The organism is Paenibacillus sp. NPDC057886 (genome assembly GCF_042796655.1).
In the GTDB taxonomy this organism is placed as follows: domain Bacteria; phylum Bacillota; class Bacilli; order Paenibacillales; family Paenibacillaceae; genus Paenibacillus.
The window spans coordinates 118,262-134,621 of sequence record NZ_JBHVMZ010000007.1; the positions used below are offsets into that span (position 1 = coordinate 118,262).

At 45.2% G+C, this 16,360-nt stretch carries 15 protein-coding genes; 6 read left to right on the forward strand and 9 right to left on the reverse strand.

Annotated features, from left to right (window positions below; genetic code table 11):
- Positions 1-33: 33 nt before the first annotated feature.
- The 4 genes from ACFVQB_RS23520 (at position 34) to ACFVQB_RS23535 (ending at position 4,972) form a co-directional block, all read left to right on the forward strand.
- A complete protein-coding gene (locus ACFVQB_RS23520) occupies positions 34-1,425 on the forward strand; it encodes an ABC transporter substrate-binding protein (protein ID WP_379444809.1) in 1,392 nt (463 codons plus the stop codon).
- A 132-nt stretch (positions 1,426-1,557) separates the two neighbouring features.
- Positions 1,558-2,565 (forward strand): LacI family DNA-binding transcriptional regulator, encoded by a 1,008-nt coding sequence (locus ACFVQB_RS23525; protein ID WP_379444811.1) that lies wholly within the window; start codon positions 1,558-1,560, stop codon positions 2,563-2,565.
- A gap of 33 nt (positions 2,566-2,598) precedes the next feature.
- Complete coding sequence (locus tag ACFVQB_RS23530) at positions 2,599-3,591, forward strand: N-acetylglucosamine kinase (RefSeq protein WP_379444814.1); 993 nt, start codon at positions 2,599-2,601, stop codon at positions 3,589-3,591.
- A 55-nt stretch (positions 3,592-3,646) separates the two neighbouring features.
- Entirely contained in the window at positions 3,647-4,972 is a 1,326-nt protein-coding gene (locus ACFVQB_RS23535) for a 6-phospho-beta-glucosidase (protein ID WP_379444816.1), read from the forward strand.
- A 341-nt stretch (positions 4,973-5,313) separates the two neighbouring features.
- Here the strand turns inward: ACFVQB_RS23535 and ACFVQB_RS23540 are convergent, their stop codons facing one another.
- From ACFVQB_RS23540 to ACFVQB_RS23575, 8 genes are all read right to left on the reverse strand, one after another.
- The gene (locus tag ACFVQB_RS23540; protein ID WP_379444818.1) at positions 5,314-6,543 is read right to left on the reverse strand and encodes a family 8 glycosyl hydrolase; all 1,230 of its coding nucleotides are present in this window, start codon (positions 6,541-6,543) and stop codon (positions 5,314-5,316) included.
- Positions 6,544-6,748: 205 nt separating this feature from the next.
- Entirely contained in the window at positions 6,749-6,877 is a 129-nt protein-coding gene (locus ACFVQB_RS23545; protein ID WP_379444820.1) for a hypothetical protein, read from the reverse strand.
- A gap of 206 nt (positions 6,878-7,083) precedes the next feature.
- Positions 7,084-7,326 (reverse strand): ATP-binding protein, encoded by a 243-nt coding sequence (locus tag ACFVQB_RS23550; protein ID WP_379444822.1) that lies wholly within the window; start codon positions 7,324-7,326, stop codon positions 7,084-7,086.
- Complete coding sequence (locus ACFVQB_RS23555) at positions 7,280-7,522, reverse strand: ATP-binding protein (protein WP_379445525.1); 243 nt, start codon at positions 7,520-7,522, stop codon at positions 7,280-7,282. Before ACFVQB_RS23555 ends, ACFVQB_RS23550 begins: the two co-directional genes overlap by 47 nt.
- Positions 7,523-7,801: 279 nt before the next feature.
- Positions 7,802-8,803, reverse strand: a complete 1,002-nt coding sequence (locus tag ACFVQB_RS23560) for a phosphotransferase (RefSeq protein WP_379444826.1) — start codon at positions 8,801-8,803, stop codon at positions 7,802-7,804.
- Between the two features lies 1 nt (position 8,804).
- Entirely contained in the window at positions 8,805-9,938 is a 1,134-nt protein-coding gene (locus ACFVQB_RS23565) for a glycosyltransferase family 4 protein (protein WP_379444830.1), read from the reverse strand.
- A gap of 600 nt (positions 9,939-10,538) precedes the next feature.
- Positions 10,539-11,198 carry a PepSY domain-containing protein gene (locus tag ACFVQB_RS23570; RefSeq protein WP_379444834.1) on the reverse strand — a complete coding sequence of 220 codons (660 nt, stop codon included), beginning with the start codon at positions 11,196-11,198 and terminating at the stop codon, positions 10,539-10,541.
- A 492-nt stretch (positions 11,199-11,690) separates the two neighbouring features.
- The gene (locus tag ACFVQB_RS23575; RefSeq protein ID WP_379444839.1) at positions 11,691-12,368 is read right to left on the reverse strand and encodes a M14 family metallopeptidase; all 678 of its coding nucleotides are present in this window, start codon (positions 12,366-12,368) and stop codon (positions 11,691-11,693) included.
- Positions 12,369-13,349: 981 nt separating this feature from the next.
- On the opposite strand from ACFVQB_RS23575, the gene ACFVQB_RS23580 reads away from it, so the two are divergent.
- Positions 13,350-14,444: a glycosyltransferase gene (locus tag ACFVQB_RS23580; RefSeq protein WP_379444841.1), complete on the forward strand. Its 1,095-nt coding sequence runs from the start codon at positions 13,350-13,352 to the stop codon at positions 14,442-14,444.
- Complete coding sequence (locus tag ACFVQB_RS23585) at positions 14,441-14,599, forward strand: hypothetical protein (protein ID WP_379444844.1); 159 nt, start codon at positions 14,441-14,443, stop codon at positions 14,597-14,599. Before ACFVQB_RS23580 ends, ACFVQB_RS23585 begins: the two co-directional genes overlap by 4 nt.
- 452 nt (positions 14,600-15,051) lie before the next feature.
- On the opposite strand, the gene ACFVQB_RS23590 is transcribed toward ACFVQB_RS23585, so the two are convergent.
- A complete protein-coding gene (locus ACFVQB_RS23590) occupies positions 15,052-16,272 on the reverse strand; it encodes a TraB/GumN family protein (protein ID WP_379444848.1) in 1,221 nt (406 codons plus the stop codon).
- Between the last annotated feature and the right edge of the window lie 88 nt (positions 16,273-16,360).

The window sequence follows — 16,360 nt, forward strand, 5'->3', positions numbered from 1 at the left end:
CAAAAAACTTGAATATATGGGGGACTGTAGTTCATGAAAACGATAAGGATCAAAAAGTCTTTTACACTTTTGCTTGCGACCAGCATGCTCGTCGTATTGGCATTGTCCGGCTGTAGCGGCGGCAAATCAGCGGGAGATGTTGTACCCGGTAACGATGGCGATAGCGCTAAATCCGGCTCCTCAGGGGGGCAAGTCACTATAACGCACTACACCATCGATTCCGAGGATCGCACCTTTATTGAAAAGCTGGTTCCGGATTTTGAAGCCCAACATCCGAATATTAAGGTGAAAATCGAGAAAGCTCCTTACGAGCAGTTCGACAGTAAACTCCAAACGCTGATTGCCGGAGGCAAATCTCCTGACGTCACAAGCCACTATGGCTACGGCGGTTTTGCGGAGTATTACAACAAAGACATGCTGCTCGACATGAACGACATGATAAAGGAAGACGGATTTAAAGCATCCGACTACAACATCCCGGATGATCTGATGAAAATCTACACCGTCAAAGACCATGTCTACGGTATCCCGGTCAACATGTACGTCTCTCTGATGCTCTACAACAAAGACATGTTCGACGCTGCCAACGTTCCTTATCCTCCAAGCGATTACGAGGACAAGAGCTGGACGTTTGACAAAATGGTCGAAGACGCGAAGAAAATGACGCATGTATCCAATGATATTGCCAAAACCCAATATGGCGTTGACTTCACATGGTCCGAGCGCGATATGCGCCCGCTCTATTTCGGAGCTGAACCCTACTCCCAGGATACCTGGACCAACGGCGGCGTACCATCCGAGACTCATTTCGATTCGCCCGAAGTCATCGCAGCCTATAACAAGCTGTTCAACTTGATCTTAAAAGATAAAGTGTCTCCGACAACGGAATGGAGCAAAAGCGTAGCAGGGCAAAATGGCGATGCATTCGTAACCGGCAAGGTGGGTATGACCGTCAGCGGCTCATGGAGCCTTGCGGGCTCCAATGACTTCCCTTTCAAGGTTGGCGTGGCTGCAGTGCCTGCCGGCGGCAATGACAAGGTCCGCAGTGTGCTGTTCGTCGATCCACTCTTGATTCTGAAGGGCTCCAAACATCCGAAGGAAGCTTTTGAATGGATTAAGTATCTCGTCAGCGACGAGATTCAGGAAAAATCCATCGACCTGAGCGGTGGCAATCCTCCTGTAAATACGAAAGCAGCCGAAACCTACTACAAACATTTTGATGGCATCGATGCGGCAGATGTGAAGAAGGTTTACGAAGGCGCTGTGGAATACGGATTTGAGTCCTATAACCACCTGATCACCCACTATTCTCAGATCAACGACATGTTCATCAACGAGATGCAGCCGATCGATACCGGACACAGTACCGTTGAAGAAGTAATGCCTACGATTCAGAAAAAAGTCATGGAAATTATCAACCGTTAACGCTAGACATTGTGCCGTCCCACAAGGGGCGGTGCATCTATTAAATTTGCTTCGCGGCTAAGCCTCCGTACATGTATACTAATGTTAAGTCAATATAAAGTACGGAAAATCTGCCGCAAGGAGAATAAACAAATGAAGGTTAGTATATTTGATGTTGCAAAGAAATCAGGGCTGTCCGTCGTAACGGTCTCTCGCGTCTTAAACGGTGCCGAATCCGTGCGAGAGAAAAATAGGCAAAAGGTTCTGGAGGCTATAAAGGAGCTCGACTACCACCCCAACGCTGCTGCGCGGAGTCTAGCCCGCGGTAAGACAGGAATCGTCGGTTTGATCATGACCACTCTTCAGGATTCCTTCTTCGACACCGTCGTTAAAGAGCTGAACGAAGTGCTTGCACTTCACGGCTATTTTCTTGCCGTTTCGGTCTCTACCGGCATTGGCTCCGATGAAACCCATTACCTGATCCAGGAGGACCGAGTGGACGGTCTTATTCTGCTCTCGCCGATGGAAGAAGATAACTACATTGTGGAACTGAAGCGGCGCAATATTCCTTATGTCCTCATCGACAATCAGAAGCCGGAGAATGATACCTTTTCGGTAACGATCGATAACTACAAAGGCGGCTATGCCGCTGCGAAGCATCTGCTTGATCTCGGTCATACCTCCATCGCGCACTTAAGCGGACAAAACATGTTCCGCAGTACGAGGGAACGCCGCAGCGGTTTTCTGCAGGCACTTAAGGAAAAAGATCTGGCTCCGTTTGACATGATCACGGGTGATTTCGAAATCGATTTTGGTTATGACATCTGCCGCAAATGGCTGCGTGAGGGACGCCTCCCTTCCGCGGTGTTCGCAGGCGATGACCATATCGCACTTGGGGTCGTGAACGCCCTCATGGAAGAAGGCATCAAGGTGCCTGAACAGGTAGCTATCGTTGGCTATGACGATCAGTATATTTCATCCAAACTGCATCCCCATCTGACAACGGTCCGTCAGCCTGCCGACCGCATTGGGATTGCTGCAGCGGATATGCTGCTGAAACGCATGGACGGTACGATGAAACGCGGGGCTAATGTAAGGATCGACCCTGAACTCATCGTGAGAGAATCTACTGGATCACCAAAAGAAGACACGACCGGATAAAAAATATAACCTTATATATAGGAGTGACGACCATTGAGTTACTACTTGGGAATCGATGGGGGAGGAACAAAAACATACGCCCTGCTGACCGATGACTGCGGCAATGTGCTTGGTAAAGGCGTAGGCGGCAACGGCAATCACCAGATTGACCGCGCCTTGGCCGCGCAAAGCATACGGGAAGCTGCAGAAGGAGCCCTAAACGAGGCAGGACTGCGGATTCATGAAATCTCGCACACCTACTTCGGGCTTGCAGGCGCAGATCGGGAGGCTGATTACCGAATTCTGCACCCTCTGGTTCAGGAAATCGGATTTACCCAGAATTACTCGATTAACTGTGACACCATGATCGGCCTGCGCGCAGGCACGAACCGGCCTTACGGTGTCGCGTTGATCTGCGGCACAGGCACCAACTCCGCAGGCCGTAATCCGGCAGGAGAACATATTCAGGTCGGCGGTTTTGATTATATGTACGGTGATTTCGGCGGTGGCGGTTCCCTCAATATTGAGGTGTTCCGCTCTGTCATCCGTTCTTGGGACGGCCGTGAGCAGACAACGCTCCTGACTCCCCTGCTTCTGAACTTCCTTGGGTATGACAGTGTCAGCGACATGTTCGATGACTTTCAAGATCACGGCAAGCATGTGCCTGTTCATGCAGCGAAGCTGCTGTTTGAAGCTGCCGCAGCGGACGATGCTGTTGCTCTGGAAATTCTGAACCGCCAGGGCGTCGAGCTTGGCAAATCAGCGGCTGCGGTTATCCACAAACTTGGAATGGAAAAGGACACCTTTGACGTGGTACTGGCAGGAAGTCTGCTAACAAGGGGAGATCGCGGCTGGATTCGCAGCAAGGTTGAACAGGCTGTCGCAACCATTGCCCCGAATGCGACCATCGTAACGTTGGCCACCGAGCCTGTTGTCGGTGCCTTATGGTCGGCTATGGATGCGGACAGACATGCGATAAGCCAGGATGTATATGACAAAATGCGGGCCTTCCGCGACTTCGAACATATTAAGCAAACCACAAGATAAACGTCTATAAACACTGTCATCATAAAAAATTCTTAAAAGACTGGAGTGTGCAAAAATGGCATATGAACAAGGACTGAAAATAGCGGTAATCGGCGGTGGATCTTCCTATACTCCGGAGCTCATTGAAGGGTTCATCCTTCACCATGCCGAGCTTCCGGTACGCGAGCTGTGGTTGGTCGATATTGAGCCGGGACAGCGCAAACTGAATATTGTCGGCAACCTGGCCAAACGCATGGTGGAGAAATCCGGTCTCCCCATTGAGGTACATTTGACGTTCGACCGCCGCGAAGCCATCAAGGGTGCGGACTTCGTCAGCACTCAAATGCGTGTCGGCATGCTTGACGCCCGTGGCCGCGATGAATCCATCCCCCTGAAATATGGCGTCATCGGTCAGGAAACCACCGGTCCGGGAGGCATGATGAAGGCGCTGCGGACAATTCCGGTCCTGCTTGATATCTGCCGTGATATCGAAGAACTCGCTCCTAATGCCTGGTTGCTGAACTTTACGAATCCGGCGGGTATGGTCACGGAAGCCATTCTGAAGTATTCCAACGTTAAAAGCATTGGTCTCTGTAATGCACCGATCGGCCTGATCAAGCAGACTTCGGCCAGGTACGGCGTAAAGGCGGACCGCATCTATGCCGAGTTTGTCGGCTTGAACCATCTCCACTGGATTACGCGTATTGATGTGAACGGAGAAGACAAACTGGATGACATGCTGGCCGATACGGCCGGTTACAGCGCGAAGAACGTGCCTGCACGGGAATGGAATCCGGAATTCTTGCAATCCCTGCATGCCCTGCCTTCTTACTATCTGAAATACTTTTATATGACCGATGCCATGCTCGAAGAGCAGCTGGAATCCTTACAAAAAGGCGGCAACCGTGCGGAAATGGTTAAACGCGTCGAAGAAGAACTGTTCGAGCTTTATAATGACCCGGACCTGAAAGATAAACCGAAACAGCTGGAACAGCGGGGCGGCGCCTTCTATTCCGAAGCAGCCGTGAACCTGATGCGCTCACTCTACAACGGAACGAATGATATTCAGACGTTAAATGTAGCCAATCAAGGCATTATTGATTTCCTGCCGGATGATGCCAGCATAGAAGTCAACTGCGTCGTCACCAAAACCGGCCCGCTGCCCCTGCCGCTAACCAAGGTTCCTCCTATGGCCGTCGGACTGATCCATGCGGTTAAAACCTATGAGCGCCTCGCCATCGATGCAGCCGTGACCGGCGATCGTGGATTGGCCATACAGGCATTGGCCCATCATCCTCTGATCCCTTCGGTCGAAGTGGCGATTCAGATGCTGGATGAAATGCTTGAAGCCAACAAGGAATATTTGCCGCAGTTTTTTACTGAAACTACAGCGAATGCATAATAATTCGGCTATGATCCAATCTTCCTGATGCCATAAGAAAAACGTCTATCGACGTATTTTTACAGAAGCAGACCGAATTAAAATATTGTTTTTCCTACAATGATAGAATGGTTCAGCATCGCTGATATTGATGGATTCTATAATCTTATACGAAACTGCCATGTCCCAGGATTTCCTGAGATATGGCGGTTTTTCGTTGTATAGGCAATACCCATCTTTATCGCTTTGCTCAAATCAATCATTAAATACATTCTCCTCACTCTCCTTCCATAAAAAAAGCAGGCAGGGAGCTAATCTCCCCGCCTGCTGGAAATTTGAGCAATCAATGGATCATAAGTCGTTTAGTATGTCCACCAGTTGCCCGACATCACGATCATGGAGAACAGCTTGATGCTGTCTTCATAGTAGCCTTCATTTGAGCTGCCGGCCGTTTTGGTCCAGACGGAATTCAGCCAGTTTTGGTTCGCGGACGAGGTCATAGCGCTGACACCAAACGGTGCATAGAACGCGCCGCTGCCGCCGGAACCTGTAACCGTGCCGTTGAGTTTATAACCATCTTTTACGTTGCTAGGGTTGCCGCTTACTTTGGTTGAGATCCAGCTATTCATTTGATTGAGCTGATTGAGCGCCCGGCTGTCACCAGTCATCAGATAATCCGTTGCGATCCGCCAAGGCGTACGGCATGAGTTGTAATCGTAGCTGCCGTCGTTCGCCCCTTCCAGAAAATTGGCTGAAGCTGGCTTGTACGTCGAGCCAGACAGAACGACGAAGTCTGGAAGCAATCCGGTTGATGAGCTGTACCCGTTGTATAAGGAATTGATAATGGTATAGGTTTTGTCGATCACGTTCGCCCATCTGGCATCACCCGTTGCTGCCTGGAACGCCTTCAAGTGATTCAGCATAAAGTCCGATGGACGAGTAGCATTTTTGAAGGTGTTGTCCGTTGCCCAGTCGCCAAGACGCAGCGTCCATTGGGACTGATTTACGTCACTTTGCATAATGGCATTGATGATGTCCTTGCCGGCCTGAAGGTAGTTGATACTGCCGCTGCTACCCCACTGCTTGTCCGCAAGCAGGAGCGAATAAGCAATGTCCATGTCTCCATCCGTGGCCGAGTCGGCGCCTTCAATGTTCTGGAAGCTGCTATTTTGTTTCCATGCCATCAGTTTCGAATTGTTGGTACTCGGATGAGCCTTATAATATTGATAAAGTCCGTCGAAATAGGTCTGCGCATTGCTGTCATAACCAGCCATTAGGACCGTTGCCAGCATTCCGTACCCATGTGCCTCAGATACGGTATCCCCGTTGGACTGATACTTCACATAATACTTGCCTGTGCCCGCCGTCTTCAGATAAGCTGATTTCCAGCTGTCCCATTTCGCTTTAACGGAGCTGTCCATCGCACTTTGCGTAACATGGTTAGGCTTGATCGAACCGCTGGCATATGTCGTGTGCTGCGGAAACGGCTTGTTTGGAGAGGCGAAAGCAAAGCCCGTCGGAATCAGAAGAAAAGCGAGGCAACACATCATAACAGCCTTGCTGCTAAACGAAAATCTCCTATTTTTCCTCATAAAATTACGCTCCTTTTTAGGTCCAAATGGGTCTTGATCCATGACATAACCTTTAAGCCGAAAATTCAGTGCAGCATCTTGATGGAGAAACAATGATTCGATACTCGCGAGACACAACCACCTCCACCTTAAAGTTAAAGCGCTTTAACTTTAAAAACGCTTACATTTATTTTAATTGTTCTTCTAATATTTGTAAATAGATATTTCAATCATAATGTTCAATGCTGTGAATAGAGGTAATGCCGGAACCATCAGACGCTACAGTGAGTTCATAGAGACCTGTTTTTGATTTGAGCAAAATGACATAATTATCCCCATTCAGCGTTGCATCCATTATTTTGCCATCGTATTGTTTCAATACATCTTGTTTAGCTGCTTCTAACGATAATAGGGGGTTTATTATTCACATGCGACAGCAGCACGAAGGCAAATATGCACAATACAAGCAGGGTTATACCGACCAAAATGCAACCCCTTCGCCTTTTTAAAATCCCCATAGTCTCACCTCGTTTCTCTTGCGAAAATTATATTCGGACTGCATTAGGAGTTCAAACTCGCTATTTCTTTCGTAACAGGAAATTCAATGGTGACCGTTGTGCCCACTCCCTCTTTACTAGTGAGAGCGATCTTAACGCCCATGGCCTCCGATATTTCCTTGGCCAATGAGAGACCTAGACCCGCCCCACCGACAGGCTCTTCCCCTCTGCTCCGCGCCTTATCAACACGATAGAATCGGTCAAACACGCAGTTTATCAGCATCAGTATATATCTGAATCGGTTCATACGAAGAGACTTCGATTTGAATTTCCCTGTTATAGGCTCGGTGAAATCCAGCTACAATTTGCTCCATCCAAGGACACAAGTCAATCTTGACCGGCGATATTTCCCAATGCCGATCGGGTTTTGCAAGAAGTAAAAGCTGTTCTGTCATCTCTTTCATTCTTACTGCTTCAGAGTGAATCGCATCAACCGCTTCCATGAATAACTCAGGAAACTTGGCCAAGGAGCATTTTCATCACATTATATATTCCCTTTAGTATCCCACTGACTAGCTCCAGCACCCGTGTGTTACCAGCTCTTAGGTAGCGTTTTTTGCTGCCTTAGAGCCGGTAGCATAAATGTGTACTGTACTTGTTTACAAATAAAGATTATTGGATATATTCACCATCATTATGCTTTGTCCTTATTCCCTGTTTTGACTTGGCAAGTATTTGTTTAGCTAAGATCGTTCCGGGCCTCTTTATTGTCGTTGTGTAGATCAATGCCTCGTTTCATATTCCTCTAATTTTTGCAGAAATGAGCTGATTCTCCGCTCACTATCAAGTGCCCACTTTAGCCGACTTTCTGTAAACGGAAATCTCTTGAAGGGGCAAAGCACTAAATACGTCGTAAACGGAAAGCGCAACCAGACACGAATAAGCTTATAATCCGTTTTTTTCAGGTTCGTTACCTCGCGGTAACCATCCAAAATTGCTTTTGCGATCGAAAAATCCCATCGGTAATCTTTGCAGGAATTATAAATAACCCGATATAAATCATAAGCGCGTAGATCGACATGTACAGTTTCGAAATCAATAAGGTACGTCCCCTTGTCATTCAGAATAAAATTACTCGGCCCCCCATCCCCATGACACAAGACACCGTTTTGTCGGGGACTTTGTCGGTAAGACTCATATTCACTGCTACGTAGCAATGCTTTAGCTTGGTTTGCATAACGCAGAATCTCTGGTCCATTCCGTTGGATAAATCGACTAATAGGCCGACTAAAGCTATTTGCTCTTGCTTTTGCAATCTTTTTTTGAATATATTGTTGCCGTGTATGCAGTGTGGAATACCATGTCCCAATCTGGCTGTGGAAAATCCCCCCCTTAAGCGCGGTTTTTCCTGCTTTATGAAACTTGGCTAAAGCAATACCACATGCCCGCATATCCGTTAGTGAAAGTGGAGAAGGTTCTCTCCCAGAAATCCAAGGCGTCAGTACGAAGATCTCTCCCTTTCGCGAAATTACATGAGGTTTTCGACCTTCCGGGGTTTGTGGATTGCGCCAAGCGAGGAGTGGACCATTGCGCTGGACGTGCATTAACATTCGATCAATCCAGCGTAACCGTGCAGTCTGTTTAGTCATGCGCTTCAAGCTGAATTTTCGCCCGTCTGGAGTTACAACTCGATATATTCCTCCACGAATACGATTTTGTGCACTTACTTTGATCCCGAACTGTTTCGCGATCTTTTTAACATGGGTAGAAGAGTATTCACTCATGCTATGGCCTCCCCTGCTTCAGGCCGGAAAATAATGAAAGGTATTTTCTGGCTATTCCAGGCCATTTGTACTGGACTGAAGTAGTACGGGCATTGATTGTTCGCTTTCTCGATTGTTCTGGGTTATTCCAAAATTCCTTGATGGCTCGGGCAATATGGATGCTATCAATGGAATGAATAATCTTGGCGTTTTGGGGGGTCACAAATTCCTTCATACCTCCAGATGTTGTCGAAATAAGCGGAACGCCGTTTGCCATAGCTTCCAGTGCTACCAAGCAGAATGATTCCTTTTTGCTAGGATTAATTACGGCTCCATAAGAACGGTACACCCGTTGAACTGACTTGTGTGAGGTTTTTTCGGCCCAACGAATTCGCTTCGTGACCCCAGCTTGTTTTGCCAAAGTGCGAAGTTTGTTCCTATAACTCGCTTTGCCGCTTCCGACAATAGTTAAATGCACTTTACTTTTCTCCTGAGCTAAAAGGCCAACAGCCTTAATTAAGGGTTCAACTCCTTTTGATGGAATCAATCTTCCAACATAAAGCAATTTGTGCGAAGCGCCTATTTTTGAACCCTTCAGGACTGGGGCAACGCCGTGAGGGATGATAGTCATTTTCTTTCCATCCATTCGAGGATAAAGCCCTTTTGTTACTTTGGCCTGCCATCGGCTCGGTACGATAATTCGATTTGCGATGTTTAACAGTGTGGTCTGTTGTTTACCATGAAGCGAAGAAATGCCTTGTGAAGCCAATGAATGACAGGTGTAGACGATAGGAAGATTTAAACGGTTACCTGCTACCTTGGCAGTATCCGCAAATTCCGTACTATGCACATGAATAATATCAGGCTTGACTCCCCCCTTAGCGGATGCGGTCTTTATGATGGCTTCCGCCTTGAATGATTGCTGGGCTCGATTAAAGTACTTCGAATTTTTTGGGAATCTGAGAATGCGCAAATTGCTATTCGTATTAGATATCGTTAATCGATCCGAATTCCCGGTGCACAGAACCGTTACTTTTGCGCCAAGTTTGCTCAACATTATCGTGAGCTGGGTTGCGACAATTCCGAGTCCTCCAACAATTCTAGGTTCAAACTCATTTGTCATGACCCATATGTTTAGTTTACTCTCGTCCCCCATTTTCCCCCTCCTTAGTGATGAGATCTAAATACATATTATGTTGGACCGATCATTTTGGTTAGTTAATAATGGTTGCAATGATCATTTTCATTATTTCAACTTGATTTATTATTCGCTTGCACAACCTTAAACACAAATTTAGGTTGTCTTATTAGGTTGAAGGACCATACTTCCTTATGGGCTCAATCAAAAAGTAGAATAGAACTATCGTTGGGAGTCCTGTCACTTAGTCCGGTGTTGTTACTGGCTATGTATTTGATGGGGGGCGTGAATGAGCTATAAAAATAGAAGTTTTTTCGGGAATTTTTTTTAAATAAACCGGTTAACGATTCATTGGAGATTGTTGTTGTAACCAACAAATGCTTTTCTACTCACGAGCAATACTTGAATGGGTTAAGCATACTTCTTTAAACCCAAGTGGTTTGCAACAGCTTTAGTTTCGCCCATTCAATATTGCTGAAATGTGAATAAAACGTGATTATTAAATTTGTATTTTTGTGATATCACAACTTTGTACTAATTCTTCAGCGTGTAGAATGATTATCAGTTGTAATTTGTTGCAGCTTTTTTTAATCAAGCGAATTTATCGATTTTTCCAGATCAATCTTCATCATGGTCATCTTCATCATGATGATCCTTATCATGGTTATCCTTATCATGATGATTTTCATGCTCATCATCATAATCGATGGAGAGTACTTTTCCATTAGTAGCTCCAATTTCCACTTCCGCAATGCCATCTTTTGTCTTCATGTTCACTTCATATTTTTTTACTCCGTCATCAAGATCTTTTTTGATGCGAATAACTTGACCATTTATAGCTTGTACAGCTAGCTTCGAGGCTTGTTCCTCATTAATGCTTGCTCTCTGCTTGGATACTGCTGAAGGATTAGAAGTTTTCGCAATGATTGTTCCAGATTTGGTGGTGTTATTTTTATTAATAACTTGATGCTCTGTTTCGTTATCATCTTCTTCAACCGTTATGATCTTGCCTGTCATCGCGTCAACTTTAACATCTACTTCTTTTTGGGAACTTGTTTTACGTATGTCTACCTCGTAATATGCCTTCCCATGCTCATTTTTAAGTTCAAGTTCAATTCCTTCCTTAACCCCTGAAACTTTTTGAAGCGCAATGACCTCTGCTTTTGATGTCCCAATATAGGCCTTACTTTGATTTGAAGCACCTGCTGCTACTGCTGCACTTGCACTGCCTAGCGTTGCAACAACAGTTAATGTCACGATCCAGCTTTTTTTGTTCATAATCGCTTTTCCTCCTAGTGTTCGATGTTTTCTTAGCTTGACAATATGTAATGTAGCTTTTTATTCTGAGAGCTGAATTACAGCAACATTAGAATTTGATGATAAAATCCTGAAGATTCACATCTTGCTAGCCTCGTGTGACTTCTCTTGTATGATATTTAGATTCAAATCCCCTGCAGTCAGCCACTCATCAGGATTAAGTTCTTGTGTTGACCTGCGGCTAAGTAGTGTGTCGTATAAATACGAAAAAGGGGCTGTTCGATCTTGAACGGCTTCGTTACATAATCATTGCTCCAAGATCAAAGCCCTACGCTGTAATGTTGTAATTCCTTAGTACCTTAGTACGGATGAACTGATATTGCCGCTTTATTATCCTTAAATAAAAAAAGCCACGATATTAGCGGCTTAAACATCCCTAGAAGCCTCAGTGTGGTAATGATCGATTCACCGATAGGCTTCATTGTTTCTTCTATTTATTCCATCATTCAAGATTTACATCAGACCAGCTTCCCTTATGAAGTGTTGTACAACTTGCATGTGATATTCAATCCTTGTATTCATTTTCAGGCTCCAGCTTGTTTCGACAGTTACCGCATTGGCGTGAATACGCTCGGCCGCTGCGGTACGGGAAGAGCCTTTAAGTTTGCGCAGCCGAATATGAAACCGATGTGAAGGGCGATTAACAATTTCATTCATTTGTTTGATAATCTTCCGGACTATGGGAACAGAAGCGTTTCCTGGGTTCGTGATTAACGTTTGACCGAGTACATATTTGCTTTTCGATGATAAACCGTTTGCTTCATGAAGATCCAGATACCAGGCTGGTTTATAGCTTTGCATGATACTAAACAAAGACCGGGACATCACCTGGGTAGCTTTTCGGCTCTGGCCGCGTGGAAATGTACGATTCAGATCCGGCTTGCCCCGGACTCTTTTCTTGAAGGCAGGTTGGTTTGCGACAGGAACTATAATCAAAGTCCCACGGTTGATTGTAAACTCCTGGTTTCTCAGCTGCGTAACCAATTGCTGAGCCGCACGAATACTACCCACTTCCTTTCCGTGGATGCCGGCCACGATCATAACTGTCGGACCGGGGAGTTCGCCATAGAACAAGTGAAGCCACGTTTCAAATGGTGTGCCTTTGGCGAGCTTTTGTCTTTCTGTCAGCATATGATTCACCCCCCCTATTGCAATATCTCAAGATTGACTGGAGAAGTACAGGCTTGAGCCGGTTACAGCAAATATATCGATCCTCGGTAAACTTCTCACCATCCTACTACGTATAAAGTTCCTAGTTATACCACAAAAACATGTCCTAAAAAAAGTTTGAAATTTCAAAGGTCATAATAGGATGCTCATTGGATTGGCAGCTTTTCAAAAGAGGTGTGAGGATAATAATTTGTCCAATGAACTTATTATGATTTTCATTAAAATAGTCCCCCCTAAACACGAATTTTTGGGGATATATGAATTAAGGACTATTTGAATTTTTAGCTTTAATCACAATTCTATGCTGAACATATTTCTGTAAAAGATTCTCCAGTGTACAAACCCTCCCCTAACTCTGATGCGGAGAATAAGAGAGAGCGTCCCTGCAAAAACAATAACACCTTCAACATCTCTTTCTGATCTGAGCTCTGCTTCTTGCAAATCTACGGATTTGAGCTATTGTCATTCTAATCACCTCCCTTAGGAAGGAAGTGATATTACTATATGTAAGTTCAGTTGCTTTGATTGTGCCTTTCACTAATTTCATAATGAATTGGGTAGTACTATCCCTATGCTCTAATGGGAGATATTCATTGGCTAAGCATAACTAGGTTTGTTACGAAAATCATATAGAAGGGTAGGTTTACGGAACGGAATCGTTTTTGGCCATTAGAATCTGATTGAACGAAGCGGTACTTCATCGAGGTCCCGCTTTTTTATTTAACTTGGATGATGTTTAATGAGGTTCGAATTTTCCCTCCGTAAAAAATCGTGATCTTCTAAATGGAAATTGCAATGACCACCCTGATTTATTACAGAACGCTCCCAGCTTAGGTTCTGATTGTGGACAGTTGTCCGAAGCCTTAATCACTCTAGAGACATATTCTATGAATAATTATAACTCAGGAAAAGGATAAGATTCGGTAGTTAGGGGGAGTGAAAATGAAAATTTTAATGTTGGTGTCGCGGCTGAATATTGGGGGAACAGAAAAACATATTCTTTCTTTATCCCGCTATTTAGTGACTCATGGGATTCGGGTTGCCGTTGCAGCTAAGGGAGGACCTCTAACTGAATCATTTAAAAAAGCTAGGGTTTCGCTTCATATACTGCCAACTGGGAAAAGTTCCAAACAGGTATCCTTGTTGTCTTCGATCATAGCTAATGGAAAATACAATCTAATTCACGCCCATGATTCCAAATCATTTGAACTGGCAGCGGCCTTATCCCAACAACACAACATTCCTTTGATCGTTACCGTACATGGCACTTATCATCGTGAGGATGCCTTACTAGCGGCGGCCAGAGTATCAAAACGTATAATTGCGGTATCACCCAAGCTCTCCAAATGGCTGGCGAGTCATAAAATCCCTATGAACAAGATCCGGCTGATCCCTAATGGGATTGATACAACAACATTTCGTCCTACGTTGAATAAAAATCACTGGAGAAAGGCCCTTCATTTGCCATCATCTGCTCAAATTCTTGTATACGCTGGAAGATTCTCATCTGATAAATATCCAATAGCTAGAAATGTGATCCAAGCAGCAGAACGTATCGCTAAAAATAATCATCAATTTATAGCTGTTCTAGTCGGTCCTGGCCGCCGTCGTACTAACTTGAATCAGCTTGCAGCTAAAGTCAATCATCGTCTTGGTCGAAAAGCTGTCATCATTTATCCCCCCATGACTAGAATCCAACACGCTTACTATGCCGCAGATGTCGTAATAGGAACGGGTCGTGTTGCACTAGAAGCTATGGCTTGTGCAACACCCGTTATTTCTGCAGGCGTTGCAGGATATTGTGGTATTGTACAGAAGAAAAATATAAATCAGTTGATTCAATATCACTTCGGCGATCATGGAGCAAATGCGCCTATCATAAACAAAAGGCTTTCATCCGATATAACCAGTCTGTTAAGTAATCCAGACAGAGCCAGGAAATTTGGGGAAGATGGAATGAGAACAGTTAAGCGGCAATTTTCCATTAATGACGTAGGTTCTCGGTTACTTCAACTATATAAGGAGGTTGACGGATGATAACATCTGGAGCTCCTTTTATCGGTTTGCCTTTACTCTTGCTTTGCAATGAAGTAACCGCCCCGCACCACCTTGGCGTTTTACTCGTTATTCCAGCGGCTGTACTGGAATGCCTTGGAAGGCTTTGGATTTGTCATTCTCTTGGTGCTACCTGACACAATTACAACAAACGTCAACGCTGTCAAGAGCCAGATCTTCATCCCACTGGATATTTTCCAGCACAGGATAGCGACATTTGTTATAACCAGATTTAATTACGGTCTTTCTTGATATGCTCTCCACAATGTAGGCACATTTGTGTCAAAATCCTAGAATGTGATCAATTTTGGTGTCATTGGACACCGTGGCTCGGGACATTACTGGCTAACCTCATAAATCATGACCACCCGTCCAATGAACTGCACCCCAATAGTTAGATGGTGTCTAATTATTGGGGTGCAGTCCATAGCGGGTGTTTTTTTTGTTTCGCTTGTTTCACGCACTCAACCGGCTAAAGCCTAAACAAAAAGGTCGAGATTTCTATCTCGACCTTTCTCGACGCGCGGTGCTTCCTCTTATTATATATAAGCAAAATAGATAGATAAATAAATCAATTATTATTTCACGATTATTTCCGCTCCAATTTGTACCCTTTACCCTCCAGCAGCTTCACAATCCCATGGTCGCCCAGGTAGTGCGCCGCGCCGACTACAATGAAATACTCCTCGCCTTTGCCGTTTTTCAGGTATCCGTCGATCTTGTCGGCCATGCCAATGTTACGATCGGTAAGCATTGCTTTGTTGTATTCCTCATCATCAGAGAAGCTGTTCGTCAGCTTCAGCAGTTGCTCGTCATTTCCTGTTTTCCACATTTCGGCCATTTGATTCACGCCATCATCCAGAACGTCAAAATTGTCCAATGTCGCTTTCAACGTTTTCTCTTGCAACTCTTTCGAGAAGTTATTGAACATTCCCAATTGGGATTCGTAGGATTCCAATTCGATCACCGGAAGTTTGCGCTCGATTGCTTTCTGGATAAAGTAAAGGTCAACCCCCGCAGATGCTTCATAACCGGCTTTCATGGATTTCAGGCTAGCCAACGTACTCTCCACTACCCAAGGCTTAAAGGTATCCAGTGCATTCGACTCCAATCCATTTTGTTTCAAAATGTCTCCCACCTGGGCATACGTCTCGTTGGAGATGTGATCTTTCAGTGTTGTGCCATCCTGATACGAGCCCAGATCCAGAACAATCTTCTGCTGCGCTTCGTCAGCCGCTTTGCTGATATCGATCTCTACGCCCAGATAATCAGCCTCGGCAAAAGCTTCTTCAAACTCCTTGCGCAATGGATAAAAGCTTTCATCCGCAATATGCATTGAGCCTACCAGATATACAGTGTTGCCGTTACTTTCGACTTCCCACATGAAGCCACGTCCACCGGTTTGAACAGTTTCTGTTTCGCCACCTTTGGAAACCAGCAGCACTGTGCGCGTAGCAGCATCCCAGTGAACTTCATAACCAGCGGCATCCCCGACAATACGGATCGGCGCGTACGTTACGCCATTAATGCGTGTAAGCTTGCTTTTCAAAGTAATCGTTTTGCCGTTAACTACGGCTGTAATCGTATCATCTGTTGCTGTCGTCAGCTTCACATCCATCGCATCCAGCGTGGAACGAAGCGGCACAAGTGTTGTTCCTTTATCGTTAATCGGTGCACCCGCCGTGTATTCAACCGTTTCGTCATTCACCTTTATCGATGTCTCTTGCGGAGCTGCCATCGCCGGTACTGCAGATGCGAGTAAACCGACCGAAATGGTTAGAGACAAGAGCATGCGTTTCCAGTTTTTCATATTATGTATTCTCCTTTAAAAATGAAATAATTAAAAAATATGTTCTCTAGTAAAGAAATTAGAGGTGGGTGCCACACCGACTTTCTTG